The sequence below is a fragment of the Mycobacterium lehmannii genome, assembly GCF_002245535.1.
GTDB lineage: Bacteria > Actinomycetota > Actinomycetes > Mycobacteriales > Mycobacteriaceae > Mycobacterium > Mycobacterium lehmannii.
The window spans coordinates 26,398-46,445 of the sequence record NZ_NKCN01000022.1 but is presented as its reverse complement, the minus strand read 5'-3'; the positions used below and the strand labels follow the sequence as shown (position 1 = coordinate 46,445).

Below are 20,048 nucleotides of genomic sequence, written 5' to 3'. Positions count from 1 at the left end.
TCCCCCGCAAGCTGGCGGTGCCCCCACATCACGGCTGGGCCAGGATATCGCGACGCACGATCGTCTGGTCTCGGCCCGGGCCCACGCCGATACACGAAACATGCGCTCCGGCAAGCTCTTCCACCCGCAGTACGTAGTCGCGCGCCTTGGCCGGCAGGTCGTCGAACTCGCGCGCTCCGGAAATGTCCTCCCACCAGCCGGGCAGCTCTTCGTAAATCGGCTCGGCAAGCGCGATCTCGGACTGGGTCATCGGCATGTCGACCAGACGCCGGCCGTGCACCCGGTATCCGACACACACCGGCACGGTCTCCAGGCTGGACAGCACGTCGAGTTTGGTGAGGAAGTAATCGGTGATGCCGTTGACCCTGGTGGCATATCGGGCGATGACTGCGTCGAACCAACCGCACCTGCGTCGCCTGCCGGTCGTGACGCCGAACTCGCCACCGGTCTTGGACAGGTACTCGCCCTTCTCGTCGAACAGCTCAGTGGGGAACGGACCCGAGCCGACGCGCGTCGTATAGGCCTTGAGGATTCCGAGCACCGTGGTGATCCGGGTGGGCCCGATGCCCGATCCCACCGCGGCGCCACCGGCCGTCGGATTCGACGACGTCACATAGGGATACGTGCCGTGGTCCACGTCGAGCAGGGTGCCCTGGGAACCCTCGAGCAGCACCGTCTCTCGGTTCTCCAGCGCCGTGTTGAGCAGGTAGCGGGTGTCTGCAATGCGGTGCTTGAAACCCTCGGCCTGGTTGAGCAGGCTGTCGACCACCTCGGCGGCGTCGAGCGCCTTGCGGTTGTAGACCTTGACCAGCACCTGGTTCTTGAAGTCCAGTGCGGCCTCGATCTTCTCGGCCAGCAACGCGCGGTCCAGCACATCGGCCATGCGGATGCCGATCCTGGCGATCTTGTCCTGGTAGCAGGGGCCGATACCGCGGCCGGTGGTGCCGATCTTCTTGCTGCCCGCATACCGCTCGACGACCTTGTCGATCGCGACGTGATACGGCATCAGAAGGTGTGCGTCGGCGGAGATCAGCAGGCGCTCGGTGTCCACGCCGCGGTCGACGAGCCCCTGCAGTTCGGTGAGCAGCACCCCTGGGTCGACCACCACGCCGTTGCCGATGACGTTGGTCACGCCCGGCGTGAGGATGCCCGACGGGATCAGGTGGAGGGCGAAGTTCTCACCGGTCGGCAGCACGACGGTGTGGCCGGCGTTATTGCCGCCCTGATAACGCACCACCCACTGGACGCGTCCACCGAGCAGGTCGGTGGCTTTACCTTTGCCCTCGTCGCCCCATTGCGCGCCGATGAGCACGATTGCCGGCATGACTTGGTCCTCGCAATTCCGGCTACCCTTGCACCCAAAACCTTGTTGCAGCCGGTGAGACACCCTATCCCAGCAACTTGCGAGGAGCCGAACTTGAGCACCGCTGAGGTCGTGGTGTTGCGTTTCGGCCGACGTCGGATACCGGCCGCGCTGCGCGGCCTGCCGGTTGCCGAGACACCGGATACCCCCTGCCGTCGCCTCGTCGTCGTCGGCTCCGAGGCCGATGTGGCGACGGTGCTGACCCGACTGCTGCGCACCGATCGGCTCGGTGTCGAGGTGGCCCACGTGCGCAGGCCGTGGCACGCGCGCCGGGCACTGCGCGGCCGTGCCACGCGGGTGCCGCTCATCCGCGACGACCGGGGAGCCGCGCTCGTCGGCGCCGCGTTCTGGCTCGGTGAGAGCGGACCCGAGAAGGGCTCGCCGCCCGCCGAGTTGATCGGCGAGGCCGTCGTCGACGACGAGGTGCTCTTCGACGGAGCGGCGACCGGAGTGCGCATCGAACCGATACTGGCGATGCCCGGACTGCGCGCGGCCGTGTTGTCGCGTCACATGCGGCCGCAACGGTGGGTGACGGGACGGGCGGCCCAGCTCGGCACCACCGGCGCCATCGTGGTCCGCGACGGCGTCAAGGCGGCCCGTCCGGTGAAGCGCTCGACGTTCTACCGGCACACCGAAGGCTGGCTGCGGGTGCGCTGACCTCGGGTAGCTTCGACCCGTGAGCGTTCGTCCGCTGCACCAGTCGGTGCGGCCCAGCCCGGTGTTCCTGGCGATCGTGGCGGCCACCGTGGCCGGCGGCGTACTGGCATGGGTGTGCGCGACGGAGATCTCGCGACCGCTGGCCTATGTCGGGGTGTTCACGTTCGTGATCGCGGGCTGGTTGGTGTCGCTGTGCGTGCACGAGTTCGCGCACGCCTACACCGCATGGCGGTTCGGCGACCGCGACGTCGCGGTGCGCGGCTACCTCACGCTCAACCCGCTCAAGTACTCCAACCCCCTGTTGTCGATCGGGCTGCCGGTCGTGATCATCGCGATCGGCGGGATCGGCCTGCCCGGCGGGGCGGTGTATGTCCACACCGGTTGGATGACCCGACGCCAGCGCACACTGGTCAGCCTGGCGGGACCGTCCACCAACCTGGTGTTCGCGGTGCTGCTGCTGGTGGTGACGAGCGTGCTCTACGACCCCGCGCACGGCGTCTTCTGGGCCGGCATGGCGTTCCTGGGCTTTCTCCAGGTCACCGCGTTCGTGCTGAACATGCTGCCGGTACCCGGGCTGGACGGATACGGCGCGCTCGAGCCGCACCTGAGCCCGCAGACCCAACGAGCGGTGGCTCCGGCCAAGCAGTGGGGCCTGCTGGTCCTGCTACTGCTGCTCTTCACCCCCGGACTCAACACGTGGTTCTGGCAGGTGGTGCTGTGGTTCTTCGACTTCACGGGCGTGCCGCGCCCGCTGGTGTGGCTGGGCAGCGATCTGACCCGGTTCTGGTCGGCCTGGTTCTGATCCCGCCGCGATGAGCGCCGGCGGGCCACCTCCTTGCAACATATGCATATTTCCGCATATATTGCTGGCATGGGTGCCGGTCACGATCACAGCAGAGGCGACACCCGGGTCAGCCGGATGGCGGTCGCCGCGGCGATCCTGACCGCCTTTTTCGTGATCGAGCTCGTCACGGCGCTGATGATCAACTCCATCGCGCTGTTGGCGGACGCCGGCCACATGCTGACCGATCTGGTCGCGATGTTCATGGGCCTGACCGCGGTGCTGCTCGCCCGCAGGGGCAGCACCTCCCCCGCCCGCACGTACGGCTGGCACCGCGCCGAAGTGTTCACCGCCGTGGCCAACGCGGTGCTGCTACTCGGCGTCGCGGCGTTCATCCTCATCGAGGCGATCGAACGGATCGGAGACGCCCCCGAGGTCCCCGGTGTGCCGATGATCGTCGTGGCATTGGCGGGGCTGGTGGCCAACGCCGTGGTCGTGCTGCTGCTGCGCTCGCACTCCGAGACGAGCCTGGCCGTCAAGGGCGCCTACATGGAGGTCGTCGCCGACACCGTCGGCAGCATCGGCGTGCTGATCGCCGGCATCGTCACGGTCACGACGGGCTGGCCGTACGCCGACGTCGTGGTCGCGGTGTTCGTCGCGCTGTGGGTGTTGCCGCGGGCGTTCGCACTGGCGCGGGCCGCCTTGCGGATCTTGTCGGAGTCGTCGCCCGCTCACATCGACGTCGAGGAGTTGCGGACCGCCCTGTGCGCGGTCGAGGGCGTGACCGATGTGCACGATCTGCACGTGTGGACCCTGGTGCCGGGCAAGGACATGGTCACCGCGCATCTGACCAGCAACCGCGATTCGGCGCTGGTGCTCGATGATGCGCGTGCCGTGCTGACCGAACGCGGTCTGGATCATGCGACGGTTCAGGTGGAACCCGGCGACGGCACCGGGGACTGCAACTGCGAAGCGGAATAGTCAGGCGAGCCCGAGTTCGGCCCGCGCCGACGGATCGCAGTCGTCGAGCAGGTCCAGGCAGCGCTGGTTCTCGTCGGTCTCCCCGATCGCGTCGGCCGCACGGGCCAGCGCCGCGACACAGCGCAGAAATCCGCGGTTGGGTTCGTGACGGTAGGGCACGGGACCAAAGCCCTTCCAGCCGTTGCGGCGCAACTGATCCAGCCCGCGGTGATAGCCAGTGCGCGCATAGGCGTAGGCGGTGATCGCCCTGTCGTCGGAGAGCGCGTCCTCGGCCAGCGTCGCCCATGCGGCCGACGCGGAGGGATGCGCGGCCGCCACGATCGCGGGCTTTTCCCCGGCGGCGAGTTCGGCTTCGGCGTCGCTGTCGCCGGGCAGCAGCACCGGATCCGGCCCCAGAAGATCACCCATCCCTGTCATGGCCCCCATTGTGCCGTGCGCGCCGCTGCGGGCGGCGCCGCACGGGGTCCGAGCGCGGACTGGGCAGCGGTGACTAAGCTTCCGGCCGTAGCGTCGTAAGGGAGGACCGCAACAGGCATGTCGAATCCATCAGGGCCTGACCAGCCGGAAGATGGTCCGGAAGGGTCGGACGCCTCGGACGTTGACGCCTCCGAGAACCCCGAAACACCCGAAAGCGACGATGCTCGGCCCGCCGACTCCGCTGACGACGATTCGCGCGCCGACGAGACCCGCGAGGTTCACGACGCCGACGCGGCCACCGAGGTGATCGAACCGCACGCCGATCACGAGCCAGCGACCGAGGTGATGTCGACCGCTCAACCGCACACCGAGTCGGCGCCGGGCGTCGAGCAGGGTGAGCGCCGATTCACCGCGCCCTCCGGATTCGATGCGGGCACGACCCAGAAGATCGACACCCCTGCGGAACCGGCCACCGAGGTGTTCTCCTCCCCCGGCGTCGCAGAACAGCAGAAATCCGTTGCCCCGCAGGTTATTCCGCCGCGTGGCGACGCTCCCGGCGCTCCGCAGCAGCGCCGCAGCTGGGGGTGGGTGGTGGCCGTGGTGCTGGTCATCGCCGCGCTGGTGGCTATCGCCGTGCTCGGCACCGTGTTGTTGACCCGGGACTCGAAGCCGGGGGCGTCGCAGGAGGAGATGGTCCGCAACACCATCGAGGAATTCGACACCGCGATCCAGAGCGGCGACCTGGCGAAGTTGCGCAGCATCACCTGCGGCAGCAAGCGCGACAGCTACGTCAGATACGACGACAAGACGTGGGAGGAGATCCACGAACGAGTCGCCGCCGCCAAGCAGTATCCGGTGGTCGCCAGCATCGACCAGGTGGTGATCAACGGCGACCACGCCGAGGCGAACGTGACCGCGTTCATGGCCTACGCGCCCCAGACCCGGTCGACGCGCAGCTTCGATCTGGAATTCCGCGACGACCAGTGGAAGATCTGCCAGGCGCCGCAATAAGCGAGTTCGGTGCACTACCGATCGCTGAGCGACGGTTAGCGCACCGACGTCACGCGGACGCGGTGACCGAACGCCCCGCGCTGTGCAGATCGCGGCACGCCTCGACGACGCGTTCGCTCATCGAGGCCTCCGCCTTCTTCAGGTAGCTGCGCGGATCGTAGGCCTTCTTGTCGCCCACCTCACCGTCGATCTTGAGCACGCCGTCGTAGTTGGTGAACATGTGCGCGACCACCGGCCGGGTGAACGCGTACTGGGTGTCGGTGTCGACGTTCATCTTCACCACGCCGTAGCGCAACGCATCCTCGATCTCGGACTTCAGCGAGCCCGAGCCGCCGTGGAAGACGAAGTCGAAAGGCTTTGCCTCCGAAGGTAATCCAAGTTTGGCCGCGGCGACCTTCTGCCCCTCGTCGAGGATTTCGGGCCGGAGTTTGACGTTGCCCGGTTTGTACACGCCGTGCACGTTGCCGAACGTCGCGGCCAGCAGGTACCTGCCGTGCTCGCCTGCACCGAGCACCTCGACGGTCTTCTCGAAATCCTCTGCGGTGGTGTAGAGCTTGTCGTTGATCTCGTTGGCGACGCCGTCCTCCTCGCCGCCGACCACACCGATCTCGATCTCAAGCACGATCTTCGCCGCGGCGGCGTCCTTGAGCAGTTCGCGCGCGATCTCGAGGTTCTCGTCGAGCGGGACCGCCGAGCCGTCCCACATGTGCGACTGGAACAACGGCTGCCCACCGTCGGAAACCCGTTGCTGCGAGATGGCCAGCAGCGGCCGAACGTAGGTGTCGAGCTTGTCCTTGGGACAGTGGTCGGTGTGCAACGCCACGGTGATCGGATACCTGTCGGCGATGACGTGAGCGAACTCGGCGAGCGCAACCGCACCGGTGACCATATCCTTGACCCCGAGGCCCGACGCGAATTCCGCTCCGCCGGTTGAGAACTGGATGATCCCGTCACTGCCGGCGTCGGCGAAGCCCTTGATGGCCGCGTTCACCGATTCCGATGACGTGCAGTTGATGGCCGGGAACGCGTAACCGTGCTCCTTGGCCCGGTCGAGCATCTGCGCGTACAGCTCGGGCGTTGCGATGGGCATGGGCCGTCCTCTCGCCGTTTCGGCGATTATCCCACCGCGACGCCCGGTTCACATGGTCAAGACCATGCGGTATCGGGCCCGGCCCTCCTCCATTGCGGCGTAGGCCTCGGCGGCCTCGGTCAGCGGGCGCTGCTCGATCCGGGCGCGCACCCCGCTCTGCACCGCGAAGTGCATCGTCTCCTCGACGTCACGCGAGGTGCCCGACGGATGGCCGCTGACGCTCAGACCGTCGGTGATCAGCTGGACCGGGGCGATCGGCAACGGGTCGGCGGTGACGCCGATGATGACGAGTTCACCCTGGGCCGCCAGCCCGCCCACGGTGTCGGCCATCGCCTGTGAATTCGCCGCCGTCGCCAGCACCACGGCCGCACCGCCGAGGTCCTTGAGCGCGGCGGCGACGTCGACGGCCTTGGAGTCGATGTAGTGGTGAGCGCCGAGTTCGCGGGCGTCGGCCTCCTTGTCCGCACCGCGGGCGATCGCCACCGTCTCGAAACCCATCGCCCTGGCGAACTGCACACCGAGGTGACCGAGGCCGCCGACGCCGAGCACGGCAACGAGGTCACCGGACTTGGCTTTGGTCTGACGCAGCCCGTTGAAGGTGGTGACGCCCGCACAGCCCATCGGGGCGGCCTCGGCGAACGACAACCCTTCGGGGATGCGGGCCAGCGCGGTGACGGGCGCGGTGACCGATTCGGCGTAGCCGCCCGGATAGTGCCAGCTCGGCACCTGCATGCGCTCGCACTGCATGAACTGGCCCTTGCGGCACGGCACACATCGGTTGCAGTTGCCGCCGAACCATCCGACGGCCACCCGGTCACCGACCGCGAAGTCCTCGACGCCCTCGCCGACCTCGGCGATCGTCCCGGCGATCTCGTGGCCCAACGTGATCGGCCAGTTCAGGCCGGGAAAGCTGCCGGTAACGAAGCCATGGTCGGTACCGCACACGCCGCACGCGACGACGGCGATGCGCACGTGCAGCGGCGGCGGGGAGGTGGTTTCGACGTCGGCCAGGGTGAGGGGACCGCCGACGGATTCGACGAGAACCGCCTTGTGAGTGGGCATAGGCAGACATTAGTGACGCAGCACCGGTGTACGCATCCCCTGCGCGCGCACGTGGGATTGGCGAGCGGCGCCGGTATCTTGGGGAGCCATGACCACCCCCTCACCGTCGATGGCCCTTGCGGCGACCGACCACCTGGCGCTGATGCCGGACTTCCTCGACCCGATGACGCTGCTGGGCTATTTCGGCACGTGGGCGCTGGTCGGGCTGCTGGTCGTCGTCTTCGTCGAGTCCGGGGTGTTGTTCCCGATCCTGCCTGGCGATTCGCTGCTGTTCGTCGCTGGCATGTTGGCCGCGGGCACGGCCGCGCTGGCCGAAGGCGGCGGCGAGGTCATCAACTTCCAGCTGTGGCAGTTGCTGCTGTTCATCCCCATCGCCGCGGTACTGGGCGGTCAGGTCGGGTACTGGATCGGGCGCAACATCGGCACCGCGATGTTTCGGCCTGATGCGCGGATCCTGAAACAGAAGTACCTCGAAGAGGCGCACGTGTTCTTCGAGCAGCGCGGACCGTTCGCGATCGTCATCGCCCGCTTCGTGCCGATCGTCCGCACGCTCGCCCCGCTGACGGCGGGCGCGGCCCGGATGAGCTATCCGGTGTTCACGTTGTTCAACGTGGTCGGCGCCGTCGTGTGGGGTGTCGGCCTGACCCTGCTCGGATATTGGCTCGGCCGGTTCGAAACCGTGCAGAAGCTGCTCGAGCCGATCGTGATCGCGATCGTCGTGATCTCGGTGCTGCCGATGTTCATCGAGTGGTACAAGCGGCGGCGCGCGGCCAAACGGGCCGGGATCGCCGCGCCCCCGCTCGACTCCACCTCCGGGGAGCAGCCGGGCTAGCGGGCTCGGCTGTTTTCGAGCGCGCGGATCAGGCTGGCGGCGTCCCACGGACCCTTGTGCCGTTTGCCGTTGATGAAGAAGGTCGGCGTCGAGTTCAGGTCCATCAACTCAGCGTCCTGGGCGTCGTCCTGAACGTGGTGGTAGACCGTCGACGAGTGCACCCGCACGTCCTGGTCGAATCGCTCGATATCGCAACCCGCGGCCACGGCGTAGCGATAGATGTCGGACCACTCCAGGTCGTCCTGGTGGCCGAACAGTTCGTGGGCCATCTCCCAGAACCTGCCCTGCAGCGCGGCGGCCTCGCTGGCCCGTGCGGCATCGAAGGCGCGGGGATGGACGCGCTCCAGCGGTAGGTGGCGCCACACGTAGCGCAGTTCGGCGCCGAAGTGCTCGCGCACCTCGTCGATGGCCCCGGTCGCGCGGCTGCAGAAGGGACACTCGAAGTCGCCGTACTCCACCAACGTCAGCGGGGCGTCGGGTTCGCCGGCGATGTGGTCCCGGTCCGGGTCGATCGGCCGCAACAGTTTGAGTCCGACCGGGTCCGGCGGGCTGAGCCGGTCGGTGATCCGGAAGATCAACCAGCCGAGGAAGAAGGCGATCACCGATGCGAGAAGCACGCCGATGATGGCCTGTTCTCGACGGCTCGGATCGTCGACCGCGATGTCGACGATGAAAAGCGAGATGGTGAAGCCGATTCCGGACAGCGCGGCACCGCCGGCGATCCGGCGCAGGGTGAGGCCCGGCGCCAGTTCACCGACTCCGCTTCGCTGCATGATCCATGTCGCGGTGGTGATGCCGACGAACTTGCCGACCACCAGACCGGCGACGACGCCCCATGTCAGGGGCGAGCGCAACGCCGCCGAGACGCTCTGCGCGTCGAGTTGGACACCGGCGTTGACCAACGCGAACAACGGCAGCACCAGGAAGGACACATACGGGCCGACGCTGGTCTGCAGCCGCTCGTTGATCGAGATCGAGTCGCGGAGGCCGCGAGTCACCTCGCGGGCATAGCGGGAGTTCGGCGACTGCCGGAACGCCCGGATACGCGCGACGACCTCCTCGACCTGGCTGCGCTCGGGCGAGAACACCGGAATCAACAGGGCCACCGCCACGCCGGCCAGCGTCGGGTGCACACCGGCCATGTACAGGCTCACCCACAGGGAGAAGCCGAGCACGGCGTAGGCCGGTCCCCGGCCGGCGGGCATGAAGCGCACCACCGCGATCGTCGCAATCAGCGCCAGCGAGACCACAAGCGGCACAACGTCGATGCGATCGGAGTAGAACAGGGCGATCACGCACAGTGCACCGACGTCGTCGACGACGGCCAGAGTGAGCAGGAAGATCCGCAGCCGGGCCGGGAACTTGGGTTTGATGATTGCCAGCGCGCCGATCAAGAACGCGGTGTCGGTGGAGATCACCACACCCCACGCCTGCGCGTCCTGTCCGGATGGGTTGATCAACAAGAAGATCGCGGCGGGCACCACCAGGCCGGCGAACGCCGCCACCACAGGTACGGCGGCCCTGGCCCGATCGGTGAGCTCGCCGATGGCGAACTCGTGCTTGACCTCGAGGCCGACGATGAAGAAGAAGAACGCCATCAGACCGTCGTTGATCAGATGCTTGACGGTCAGCTCGAAGCGGTGCTCGGCGAAGGTGAACCCGACATGGGTGTCCAGCAGCGTCCAATAGCTGTGCGCCCACGGCGAATTCGCCCACAGCAGCGCCGCGAGGGTGAAGATCAGCAGCAGACCTGCCGCGGCGTTCTCCCCGGTCTTGGCCGCTTTGGTGCCGGCGCTGAACCGGGCGGGCAGCACGCGGGCGATGCGTAGACCGGCTTCGGTACTCACTCCCCCGCCACCGCGTGGGCGGCTTCCATCAGCATCCAGCCCGCCAGCTGCACCGACAGGTCGCGCTCGGGCACCTCGGAGGCGTTGACCGCGCCCTCGACGAACTGTGCCTGCTCGCCTGTGGCGGTGGGGATCTCGGCGGAGCGGTCCCAGAATGCGCTGAACAGCGGCAGCCCGTCGATCACCTGGCGGTTTTGCCATGCCGCCTCCGCGGAGGCCAGCACCAGCGAGCGGGCGGTGTCTCGGGCCGCCGCGTCGTCTTCGCCGTTCTGCGGCAGCGTGGTCGCGACGAGCGCGAGATAGCGGGCAAGGATGCCGTTGAACAGGCCACCGTCGCCACCGCCTGCGCCCTTGATGACGCCGTCGACCGCCATGTGTTCGGCGACCGCGGCGGTCAACCGGTGCACCCGGGCGGCGTGCTCGGGGTCGTCGGTGCGCGCCGCCAGTTCCGTTTCCAGCCCCAGCACCACGCCTTGGCAGTACGTGTACTGCGCGCGCACGAGCGAGCCGCCCTTGATGCCGTCGAACACGAGGTGGGTGTCCGGGTCGATCAGGGTTTCGTCGAGCCAGTCCGACATCTGCTGCGCCCGGCGCAATCGGTCGTAGCGGGCCAGGAAGATCGCGGCCGGGCCGTTGGCGGGCGCGTTGAAGAACTGGTCCTGTTTGCGCCAGGGGATGCCGCCGCCGTCTTCGGGCACCCACGCGTTCATGAACTGCTCGGAGAGTTTCTTCAGCGCCTTGGGCCGCTCGACGGATGCGAGCGCGGTCGCGCGTTCGAGCGCCAGCGCCAGCCACGCCATGTCGTCGTAGTAGTCGTTGACCCACGAGAAGTTGTTGCGCAACCGGTGTGCGCGGATCTGGCGCGCGATCGCCGTTTGCCGGTCGGGCCGGGGGTCGCGCAGTTGGGCGTCGACGAGGTTGTCGAGCAAATGCGCCTGCCACCAGTAGTGCCATGTCCCGAACAGCCGGTGCTGCCGCGTCGCGGGCCAGGCGACGACGCCCAGTTGAGTGCCCGGCAGGCCCCACAGCCGTCTGATGTGTCGGGTGGCGATCGCGGCCTCAGCGCTGGCTGCGCGGTTGGCCCAGAGCTGATCCATGGTGTCGATCCTGCCCTACCAGGCCGCCGAAAGGTCCCCGTGTTGGGTGATCCAGGTGTGCATCGCGATACCTGCGGCGACGCCGGCGTTGATGCTGCGTGTCGACCCGAACTGGGCGATGGACACGGTCATGGCGGCGCCGGCCCTCGCCTCGGGGGTGATCCCCGGCCCCTCCTGGCCGAAGACCAGCAGGCAGTCGCGCGGCAGCGGGGTGGTTTCGATGCGCACCGCCCCCGGGATGTTGTCGACGGCGACGACCGTCAGGCCGGCGTCGGCCGCGTGGGCGAGCAGCGCGGCGGTGGTGTCGTGGTGACGCAGCCGTTGGTAACGGTCGGTCACCATCGCGCCGCGACGGTTCCACCGTCGCCTGCCGACGATGTGCACGGTGTCGACGGCGAACGCGTTCGCGGTGCGCACGACCGCGCCGATGTTGGCGTCGTTGCCGAAGTTCTCGATCGCGATGTGCAGGGCGTGCCTGCGCTCGTCGATGTCGGCGATGATCGCTTCGCGTGTCCAATAGCGGTACGCGTCAACGACATTGCGGGTGTCCCCGTCACGGAGCAAGCCCGGGTCGTAGCGCGGGTCGTCGGGCGGGGGCCCCTGCCACGGGCCGACGCCGGGCGCCTCGCCCCATTCGGTGGGGCCGGCGACTTCGGGTTCCGGTGGGTCAGTCATCCTTCGTCCAGAGCGCGGCGTGGGTACCGACGAGCGAAACGGTCGCGTACAGCAGCGCCTTGTTGATCTCGCCCTGGGTGCACAGCGACGCCCGCACCTGGACGGCGTCGCGGGAGGCATCGGGAAGCACCAACACCGAGGCGCCGTAGACGTCGCATGCGTGGCTCAGCCCGGGCGCCGGCAGTGTCGGCGACACCAGCACCATCGCCGGCCCACCCCGCTGCTGCGAGACCTCGCGGTATTGCTCTGCCACACCGCTGATCTCGAGACCGATCAGCATGTAGCCGTTTCCGGTGAACGCGTTCGGGTCGCCCAGCGCCGCCGGGGCGAGCATGGCGCCGTCGGCGCGGAAGGCATCCAGGCTCGTGGTGCGGATCGACAATCCGGTGTCGGTGTCCCTGACCGCGGGCAGTCCGACGGGGAAGGCCGCGGGGTGGGCGACGGTGGTGCCCGGTGTCCGGTCGCGCGGCGAGTAGGCGTACACGCCGCGCACCTGCACCTGGTCACGCGCGGGCCCTATGCAGACCGTGCCGGTGAGGCGGTCGGGCGTGGGGGCCGAGAGTGGTTGCAGCTCAAGGTTGGTCGCATCGCGACAGCTTCCGATACCGTTGGCCTCGATCGGGTGCGCGAGCGCGCCGTACAGGCCGAACCGGATGTCTTCCGGCTTGGCGTGCGGCCCGTCGGCATCCGCCGGTGACGCGTCGACGTCGAACAGCACGTAGTCGCCGTCGAAGCGCAGGTTCGATATCGACATGTTCCAGCCCAGTGTGGCAAGGGATTCGCCGATGGTGGCGGTCTGCGCGCCGTAGGGGCGAATCGACGCATCGTCTGTGGAGCATGCCGATGCCGCGACGACGACGATCGCGGTCAGCGCCGCGATCAGCGCACGCACGTACGCGGTGCCCTATGTCCGACCACGGCCTCGGCCCACGACTTTGGTCATGGCGCGCACCAGGTTTCGCGGCACCACCCGTCCTGCGGTGGTGAGCACCTTGTACTGCACACCGGGGATGATCACGACCTTCCCCTTCGCGACGGCGGCCATCGTCTCGCGAACCACGTCGTCGACCTCGAGCCAGAACCACGACGGTGTGCCGTCCATGTCGATGCCCGCCCGCTGGTGGAACTCGGTGCGCACGAAGCCCGGGCACAGCGCGTGCACTCCGACGCCGGTGCCGCCCAGGCCGTTGGCGAGTCCTTCGGAGAATGCGACCACCCAGGACTTGGAGGCCGAATACGTCGACCCGCGGCCGGGTACCAGGCCGGCGACGCTCGCGACGTTGATCACCGTGCCGCGCGCGGCGTCCAGCATCGGGGGCAGCGCCGCGTGCGTCAGCTGCATGACGGCGGTGACGTTGACGTCGAGCTGCGATTGCAACAGTGAGTAGTCCGCGCTCCAGAACTCGCCGGACGTTCCGAAACCGGCGTTGTTGACCAGCACCTGAACACCCGCGGCGAGCCGGTCGGCCACCTTGGCGCGGTCGGCGGCCTCGGCCAGGTCGGCGGTGAGCACCTCGACGGCCGCACCGCCGTCGCGCAGTTCGGCGGCAAGGCGCTCGAGCCTGGTCGCGTCGCGTGCTACGAGCACGAGATCGTAGCCGTCGCGGGCGAACCTGCGCGCAAAGCCCGCGCCGATGCCGGACGTCGGTCCGGTGATCAGGGCGACGGGGCGAGACATGGCTTCAGGCTACTTCCCCCGGTCGCGAGCTCCGGGCGCCACTTACCGCTGATAGTGCGGTGACTGCCGTCCGTTGCGCGGCGGTTGACGCCGTGCGTCGGGCCGGGGCGGCTGCTGGGGGTAGCGCGCCTCGGGGCGGGCCGGAGCGTCGACGCCCGGTGCCGGTTCGCGGCCGGACGGGGTGAGCGGGCGGCTGGGCGACCCGCTTCGCCGGGCCAGCGCGCCCTGGCTGCCCTGCGCCATGGCCTGTGGGGTCGGCGGCAGGACGCGCAGAAGGTCGTTGAACTGGCGCACGGTGCGCAGACCCTCGTCCCACTGCGCGCGCGTGCTGGTCACCGGCATGGAGACCAGCGTCCAGTGCTCCTCGTTCCACATGATTTCGGCACAGTCGGGGGCGGTGTGGGCGAATGTCACCATCCGCCGGTCGCACGCACGTCGGGCGGCATCGAGATTGGTGGAGTAGACCATGCGCGGGCCGATCGCCCCGAGCAGCCAGATGTCGTTCTCTCGCGGCTCTTTGATGCCCTTGAGCCGCAGGTCGACGACGACGTTGGTGCCGACCTTGCGGTGCAGGGCGATCACCGTCGCGACGTCTTCGAGGTCGAAGATGAACACCGCTTCGCCGCGGATCTGCCCGAGGACCACGTTCTTCGCGGCGACCTCGCCGACCGTCGACATCACGCCGCGCTTCCAGCGTTGGACGATGTCGGTCGACTCGTGTTCGTAGTCGAAGCCGTGTGACTTCGCCCAGGACTTGCGTCGACGCCCCAAGCCGCGTCGACGGTCGATGTCGACGTAGAGCAGCACGGCCGCACCGACGAAGCAGAGCGCGGACAGCGTGAACCAAAGCGGGACCATTGCGCTCTAGCCTACGTGCAGGTGGCGCCGAATCCCGAACTCATCCTGGTCACAACCCGGCATCTGCCAATATCCGCCGCGCGAAATTGCATTCCAGCAGGTGTCTACTCGACATTTCGCTGCCGGAATGCAATTTCGCGGCGGAACGACGGGCGTCAGCCCAGCACCAGTGAGTCGCCGTCGGCGCTGAGGTTGACCGGAACGATGTCGCCGTCGTGCACGTCGCCTGCCAGCAGCAGCTTGGCCAGCTGGTCGCCGATCGCCTGCTGGATCAGCCTGCGTAGCGGGCGGGCGCCGTAGAGCGGGTCGAAGCCGCGCTCGGCCAACCACTTCTTGGCGGGTAGGGACACCTCGAGGGTGAGCCTGCGCTGCTCCAACCGCTTGGCCAGCTGCTCGAGCTGGATGTCGACGATGTGCACCAGCTCCTCGGGGTTCAGCCCGTCGAAGATGATCACGTCGTCGAGCCGGTTGATGAACTCCGGCTTGAACGCCCCGCGCACGGCGGCCATCACCTGCTCCTCGGTACCGCCGGCACCCAGGTTCGACGTCAGGATCAGGATCGTGTTGCGGAAGTCGACCGTGCGGCCCTGGCCGTCGGTCAGCCTGCCCTCGTCGAGCACCTGCAACAGCACGTCGAACACGTCCGGGTGGGCCTTCTCGATCTCGTCGAACAGGATCACCGTGTACGGGCGACGCCGCACCGCCTCGGTCAGCTGACCGCCCTGGTCGTAGCCGACGTAGCCGGGAGGCGCGCCGACCAGGCGGGCCACCGAGTGCTTCTCGGCGTACTCGCTCATATCGATGCGGACCATCGCGCGCTCGTCGTCGAAGAGGAACTCCGCCAGCGCCTTGGCCAGCTCGGTCTTACCGACACCGGTCGGGCCCAGGAACATGAACGAACCCGTCGGTCGGTTCGGGTCGGCGACACCGGCGCGGCTGCGCCGCACGGCATCAGAAACAGCCTGCACGGCCTTCTTCTGCCCGACGACGCGCTTGCCCAGCTCGTCCTCCATGCGCAGCAGCTTGGCCGTCTCGCCCTCGAGCATCCGGCCCGCGGGGATACCGGTCCAGGCCGACACCACGTCGGCGATGTCGTCGGGTCCGACCTCCTCCTTGAGCATGACGTCCTCGCGCGCCTCGGCGTGCGGGAGCGCCGCGTCGAGCTTCTTCTCCACCTCGGGGATGCGGCCGTACCGCAGTTCGGCGGCCCGCTCCAGGTTGCCGTCGCGTTCGGCGCGGTCGGCCTCGCCGCGCAGCGACTCGAGCTGCTCCTTGAGCTCGCGGACGATGTCGATGGCGTTCTTCTCGTTCTGCCACCTGCTGGTTAGTTGGGCCAGCTCCTCCTTCTTATCGGCCAGTTCGCCGCGCAGCTTCTCCAGCCGCTCCTTGGAGGCGGCGTCCTCTTCCTTCGACAGCGCCATCTCCTCGATCTCGAGGCGGCGCACCAGCCGCTCGACCTCGTCGACCTCGACGGGCCGCGAGTCGATCTCCATGCGCAGCCGGGACGCGGCCTCGTCGACCAGGTCGATGGCCTTGTCCGGCAGGAACCGCGAGGTGATGTAGCGGTCGGACAGCGTCGCGGCCGCCACCAACGCGGAGTCGGTGATGCGCACACCGTGGTGCACCTCGTAGCGGTCCTTGAGCCCGCGCAGGATGCCCACGGTGTCCTCGACGGACGGCTCACCGACATAGACCTGCTGGAAGCGGCGCTCCAGCGCGGCGTCCTTCTCGATGTACTTGCGGTACTCGTCGAGCGTGGTCGCGCCGACCAGGCGCAGCTCACCGCGGGCCAGCATCGGCTTGATCATGTTGCCTGCGTCCATCGAACCCTCGCCGGTGGCGCCTGCGCCGACGATCGTGTGCAGCTCGTCGATGAACGTGATGATCTGACCAGCCGAGTTCTTGATCTCGTCGAGCACGGCCTTCAGCCGCTCCTCGAACTCACCGCGGTACTTCGAGCCGGCGACCATTGAGCCCAGGTCCAGGCTGACGACGGTCTTGTCGCGCAGGCTTTCCGGCACGTCGCCCGCCACGATGCGCTGGGCCAGGCCCTCGACGATCGCGGTCTTGCCGACGCCGGGCTCGCCGATCAGCACCGGGTTGTTCTTGGTGCGACGGGACAGCACCTGCACGACGCGACGAATCTCGGTGTCGCGCCCGATGACCGGGTCCAACTTGCCCTCGCGGGCCCTTGCGGTCAGATCGGCGGAGTACTTCTCCAAGGCCTGGTAGCTGCCCTCGGGGTCCGGGCTGGTGACGCGGGCGCTGCCGCGCACCTTGACGAACGCCTCGCGCAGCGCCTGCGGGGAGGCGCCGTGGCCGCTGAGCAGCTTCGCGGTATCCGAGTCGCCTGCGGCGGCCGAGCCGCCCAACCCTCCGGCCAGCCCGACCATCAGGTGTTCGGTCGAGACGTACTCGTCGTCCATCTCGGTCGCCAGGTTCTGGGCGGCGGTGATCGCGGCCAGCGCCTGCGGAGCGAGCTGCGGCTGTGAGGCCGCGCCGCTGGCGCTGGGTAGCCGGTCGAGGAGTCGCTGCGCTTCCGCGCGGATCGTCGCGGGTTCGACGCCGACGGCCTCGAGAAGGGGTGCGGCAATGCCGTCGTTCTGGGTCAGCAGAGCCATCAATAAGTGGGCAGGCGTGATCTGCGGGTTGCCCGCGGACGTGGCCGCCTGCAACGCAGCGGTCAGTGCCGCCTGAGTCTTGGTCGTCGGGTTGAACGAGTCCACGACACCTCCCTTTCTGTGGGTACGTGAGCTTGGCGAAAATGCTTGTCGGATAGTTCAACGCCGTCAATGTTGAGTCTGTTCCGCTCAAGTCTAATCAATTTTCCGCGCTTCCGATGCGTCCACGGTCAGCTTCGCAAACAACACGCCGCACAACTGTCACAGTTTTCACAGCTGCATCGGCGAGGCTTGTCCCATGCGTCGACCCACCGCCGTGCTCGCGGGCATCGCGCTGAGCGCGGTCGTCTCATCAGCGCTGGCCGGCCCCGCGTCCGCGGCCGGCGACGAAGATCAGGTCCGCGCGGTTCTCGCCGGAATGAACGGCTCGTACAACCGCGCGGATTTCGACTCGTTCGCCGCACACGTCTGCGCACCGATGCGCGGGGCCGCGGGATTCGAGGACGGGTGGTACGCCAGCCGCAAGGCCGACGGTCCCACCCGGATCTCGGTCAGCTCGGTGACGGTCGCGGGCGAACCCGCGGCGTCGGCCGTCGCCACGGTGCGGTTCGCCGCCGCGAACCAGCCCAGCGCCAAGACCTTCGACATCGACTTCCGGCGCGAGGGTGGCGAGTGGAAGGCCTGCCGGTACCACCCGGCGCGATCGATCTGACTGTGACAGACGACGCCGCCACGGTCATCATCGGCCAGCGGGTCCACACCGGCCAGGAGCGAGAGTTCGAGAAGTGGCAGCGCGACCTCAACCGCGAGGCCTCCCGGTACACCGGCTTCCTCGGCGCCGAGGTCAACCCGCCCACCGCCGTTCAACCCGAATGGGTGGTGGTCTACCGGTTTGATTCGGTCGCTCACCTGCAGGCCTGGCTCAACAGCGCCACCCGACAGGACGCCCTGAGCGCGGGCCGGCAGTACTTCGACGGTCCAGCCACCCAGCAGGTCGTCGGCGGGCGCGCCAAGGCGGACGATGCCCTGGTGACCGCGGTCGTCAGCCATCGGGTCAGCGCCGACGATGTCGACGATTTCCTCGCATGGCAGGAGCGACTTCGCCTGGCCGAGAACACGTTTCCCGGCTTTCGCGGTAGCGAGCTGTTCCGCCCCGTTCCGGGGGTACAGGACGAGTGGACCGCGATCTACCGCTACGACACCGCAGCCGACCTCGACCGTTGGCTGGCCTCGAAACAGCGGCGCGAACTCCTTGCCGAGGGCGAGAGGTTCTCCGACTTCGAACTGCGCACCGTCGACAATTCGTTCGGCAGCTGGTTCGCCTTCGACGAGCACGGCAGACCGGCCCCACCACCCTCGGATCTCAAGACGTCGATCGCGGTGTGGGTCGGGCTGTATCCGACGGTCATGTTGCTCACCATCGCCCTGTCCCCGCTGCGCCTGCCGTTGTGGTTGAACCTGCTCATCGGAAACCTGTTGTCCAGCTTGATCATCAGCTTCGTAGTCATGCCGTACTACGTGAACCCACTTCTGAAGCACTGGCTGCGTCCGCCGCCGGACGCGTCCCTGGCACGGACCAACGCGCGGGGCCTCGCGACCGTGGCGATCGTCATGTTGTTCTGGGCACTGACGTTTCACCTCGCGACGGTGGTCTTCTACCGTTTGCACTGACACCGACCCCGGCGCGCCGCGACGCGCGCATGGCGCTGTTGAACCGCACCGGCAGCGGGCATTCCGATATGTTCGGCCTCGTGGACAAGGGATCGCTGCTGACCGAACTGATCCCCTTGGCGTTGGTGGTGGCGCTCTCGCCGCTGTCGATCATTCCGGCGGTCCTCGTGCTGCACACCCCGCGGCCGCGGCCGACCGGACTGGCCTTTTTAGCGGGCTGGATCATCGGGTTGGCGGCGCTGACGAGCGTGTTCCTCCAGGTGTCCAGCTTGATGGGTGGGCGCGAGGGCCAACCGCCGGGATGGGCGTCTTACCTGCGGATCGTGGTCGGTGCGGCACTCATTGTGTTCGGCATCCAGCGATGGCTGAACCGGAAGAAGTCAGCACACAAACCCAAATGGATGCAGAGCCTGGGCACACTGACCCCGCTGCGGGCCGGCGGTGCGGCGATGGCCTTGACCGTCGTCAACCCGAAGGTTTTGTTCATCTGTGCCGCAGCGGGTTTGGCGATCGGCACCGCCGGCGGCGGCGCGCGCGACGACTGGCTGGCCGTCGCCTGGTTCGTGATCGCGGCCGGATCGACGGTGGCGCTGCCGATCCTGGCCTACGCGGTCTCCGGTGACCGCCTCGACCGGCCGCTGAGCCGGCTCAAGGATTGGATGGACAACCAGCACGCCGTCCTGATGGCGGGCATTCTCGTCGTGATCGGTCTCATGGTGCTGTACAAGGGCATTCACGGGCTATGACTTGCCGAACGCAGGCAGACCGAGCTCGGCGGCGTCGGCGGTCAGGTACCGCGTGACCGTCGGCGCCAGAAGCCGTACCAGGTCGTCGTCGGGCAGCGTGGCCAGCGGTGGGATCTTCATGACGAAGCGCAGTATCGCCATCCCCACGAGTTGGCTCGCGGCCAGCAGTGCGCGCAGCCGGGCCTGCTCTCCTCCCCCGAGCTCATCGGACACCGCACTCAGCACGTAGTCCCGCATGAACCCGCGGAACGCCTCGTGAGCGTCGGAGTTCGAGGTGGCCGACTGCAACATCGCGACCATCGTCGGCCCCGTTTCGGGTGACTGCCAGATCCGCAGGTACGCCCGCACCATGCGGGTGCCGATGTCGGGGTCGTCATCGGGGCCACCGGAAAGTGCGGAGACCAGCGCCCCGGGGTCGACGACCACGTTGAGCGACGCCCGAAAAAGCTCGGCCTTGGATCCGAACAGATAGAGCACCATCGACGGGTCGACGTGGGCGTCGCGGGCGATGGCGCGCAACGTCGTCTTCTCGTATCCCTGCGCGCCGAACCGCTTGCGCGCCGCGGCGAGCACCGCGTCGCGCGAAACCGGTTCGCCCTGGCGGCGGCCCCGTCGGCGGGTCGTTTTCACTGGTGACGCCATGTCCCGAGATTAGCATTTC

At 68.1% G+C, this 20,048-nt stretch carries 20 protein-coding genes; 8 read left to right on the top strand and 12 right to left on the bottom strand.

The window, feature by feature from the left end:
- Positions 1-28 precede the first annotated feature (28 nt).
- Complete coding sequence (locus CEX87_RS21140) at positions 29-1,324, bottom strand: adenylosuccinate synthase (RefSeq protein WP_094288986.1); 1,296 nt, start codon at positions 1,322-1,324, stop codon at positions 29-31.
- Positions 1,325-1,417: 93 nt separating this feature from the next.
- Between CEX87_RS21140 and CEX87_RS21135 the strand changes: the two genes are divergently transcribed.
- The 3 genes from CEX87_RS21135 to CEX87_RS21125 all read left to right on the top strand — a co-directional run bounded on the left by CEX87_RS21135 (position 1,418) and on the right by CEX87_RS21125 (position 3,782).
- A complete protein-coding gene (locus CEX87_RS21135) occupies positions 1,418-2,020 on the top strand; it encodes a hypothetical protein (protein ID WP_064427521.1) in 603 nt (200 codons plus the stop codon).
- 19 nt (positions 2,021-2,039) lie between these two features.
- The gene (locus CEX87_RS21130) at positions 2,040-2,822 is read left to right on the top strand and encodes a site-2 protease family protein (protein ID WP_094288984.1); all 783 of its coding nucleotides are present in this window, start codon (positions 2,040-2,042) and stop codon (positions 2,820-2,822) included.
- 69 nt (positions 2,823-2,891) lie between these two features.
- Entirely contained in the window at positions 2,892-3,782 is an 891-nt protein-coding gene (locus CEX87_RS21125) for a cation diffusion facilitator family transporter (RefSeq protein WP_064420011.1), read from the top strand.
- On the opposite strand, the gene CEX87_RS21120 is transcribed toward CEX87_RS21125, so the two are convergent.
- Complete coding sequence (locus CEX87_RS21120) at positions 3,783-4,199, bottom strand: DUF3151 domain-containing protein (protein ID WP_094288982.1); 417 nt, start codon at positions 4,197-4,199, stop codon at positions 3,783-3,785. It abuts the gene before it with no gap.
- Between the two features lie 117 nt (positions 4,200-4,316).
- Here CEX87_RS21120 and CEX87_RS21115 point away from each other — a divergent pair, with 117 nt between their 5' ends.
- Positions 4,317-5,210, top strand: a complete 894-nt coding sequence (locus tag CEX87_RS21115) for an Rv0361 family membrane protein (protein ID WP_094288980.1) — start codon at positions 4,317-4,319, stop codon at positions 5,208-5,210.
- 49 nt (positions 5,211-5,259) lie between these two features.
- Here the strand turns inward: CEX87_RS21115 and fbaA are convergent, their stop codons facing one another.
- Positions 5,260-6,300, bottom strand: a complete 1,041-nt coding sequence (gene fbaA / locus CEX87_RS21110; protein ID WP_064427524.1) for a class II fructose-bisphosphate aldolase — start codon at positions 6,298-6,300, stop codon at positions 5,260-5,262.
- 48 nt (positions 6,301-6,348) lie between these two features.
- Positions 6,349-7,362, bottom strand: a complete 1,014-nt coding sequence (locus CEX87_RS21105; protein WP_064427525.1) for an alcohol dehydrogenase catalytic domain-containing protein — start codon at positions 7,360-7,362, stop codon at positions 6,349-6,351.
- Between the two features lie 88 nt (positions 7,363-7,450).
- Here CEX87_RS21105 and CEX87_RS21100 point away from each other — a divergent pair, with 88 nt between their 5' ends.
- Positions 7,451-8,194: a VTT domain-containing protein gene (locus CEX87_RS21100; RefSeq protein ID WP_064427526.1), complete on the top strand. Its 744-nt coding sequence runs from the start codon at positions 7,451-7,453 to the stop codon at positions 8,192-8,194.
- Here CEX87_RS21100 and nhaA read toward each other — a convergent pair.
- From nhaA to clpB, 7 genes are all read right to left on the bottom strand, one after another.
- Complete coding sequence (gene nhaA, locus CEX87_RS21095) at positions 8,191-10,041, bottom strand: Na+/H+ antiporter NhaA (protein ID WP_094288978.1); 1,851 nt, start codon at positions 10,039-10,041, stop codon at positions 8,191-8,193. The two genes, CEX87_RS21100 and nhaA, sit on opposite strands and share 4 nt — an antisense overlap.
- Positions 10,038-11,138, bottom strand: a complete 1,101-nt coding sequence (locus CEX87_RS21090) for a glycoside hydrolase family 76 protein (protein ID WP_064399818.1) — start codon at positions 11,136-11,138, stop codon at positions 10,038-10,040. Before CEX87_RS21090 ends, nhaA begins: the two co-directional genes overlap by 4 nt.
- Positions 11,139-11,153: 15 nt before the next feature.
- Positions 11,154-11,813: a TrmH family RNA methyltransferase gene (locus CEX87_RS21085; protein WP_064399819.1), complete on the bottom strand. Its 660-nt coding sequence runs from the start codon at positions 11,811-11,813 to the stop codon at positions 11,154-11,156.
- Positions 11,806-12,705 carry a hypothetical protein gene (locus CEX87_RS21080; RefSeq protein WP_064399820.1) on the bottom strand — a complete coding sequence of 300 codons (900 nt, stop codon included), beginning with the start codon at positions 12,703-12,705 and terminating at the stop codon, positions 11,806-11,808. Before CEX87_RS21080 ends, CEX87_RS21085 begins: the two co-directional genes overlap by 8 nt.
- Before the next feature lie 12 nt (positions 12,706-12,717).
- Positions 12,718-13,491, bottom strand: coding sequence for an SDR family NAD(P)-dependent oxidoreductase (locus CEX87_RS21075; RefSeq protein ID WP_064399821.1), 774 nt, complete (start codon positions 13,489-13,491; stop codon positions 12,718-12,720).
- 42 nt (positions 13,492-13,533) lie between these two features.
- Positions 13,534-14,349: a trehalose monomycolate transport factor TtfA gene (gene ttfA / locus CEX87_RS21070; RefSeq protein WP_064399822.1), complete on the bottom strand. Its 816-nt coding sequence runs from the start codon at positions 14,347-14,349 to the stop codon at positions 13,534-13,536.
- Between the two features lie 155 nt (positions 14,350-14,504).
- Positions 14,505-17,075: an ATP-dependent chaperone ClpB gene (gene clpB, locus CEX87_RS21065; protein ID WP_064399823.1), complete on the bottom strand. Its 2,571-nt coding sequence runs from the start codon at positions 17,073-17,075 to the stop codon at positions 14,505-14,507.
- 193 nt (positions 17,076-17,268) lie between these two features.
- Between clpB and CEX87_RS27720 the strand changes: the two genes are divergently transcribed.
- The 3 genes from CEX87_RS27720 to CEX87_RS21055 all read left to right on the top strand — a co-directional run bounded on the left by CEX87_RS27720 (position 17,269) and on the right by CEX87_RS21055 (position 19,387).
- A complete protein-coding gene (locus CEX87_RS27720; RefSeq protein WP_233151463.1) occupies positions 17,269-17,682 on the top strand; it encodes an Rv0361 family membrane protein in 414 nt (137 codons plus the stop codon).
- A complete protein-coding gene (locus CEX87_RS27715) occupies positions 17,679-18,641 on the top strand; it encodes an antibiotic biosynthesis monooxygenase (RefSeq protein WP_416171925.1) in 963 nt (320 codons plus the stop codon). The genes CEX87_RS27720 and CEX87_RS27715 overlap by 4 nt, the downstream gene beginning before the upstream one ends.
- A 68-nt stretch (positions 18,642-18,709) precedes the next feature.
- Positions 18,710-19,387 carry a GAP family protein gene (locus CEX87_RS21055; RefSeq protein WP_064399877.1) on the top strand — a complete coding sequence of 226 codons (678 nt, stop codon included), beginning with the start codon at positions 18,710-18,712 and terminating at the stop codon, positions 19,385-19,387.
- Here CEX87_RS21055 and CEX87_RS21050 read toward each other — a convergent pair.
- Positions 19,382-20,029: a TetR/AcrR family transcriptional regulator gene (locus CEX87_RS21050; RefSeq protein WP_094288974.1), complete on the bottom strand. Its 648-nt coding sequence runs from the start codon at positions 20,027-20,029 to the stop codon at positions 19,382-19,384. The genes CEX87_RS21055 and CEX87_RS21050 overlap by 6 nt on opposite strands.
- Positions 20,030-20,048 lie beyond the last annotated feature (19 nt).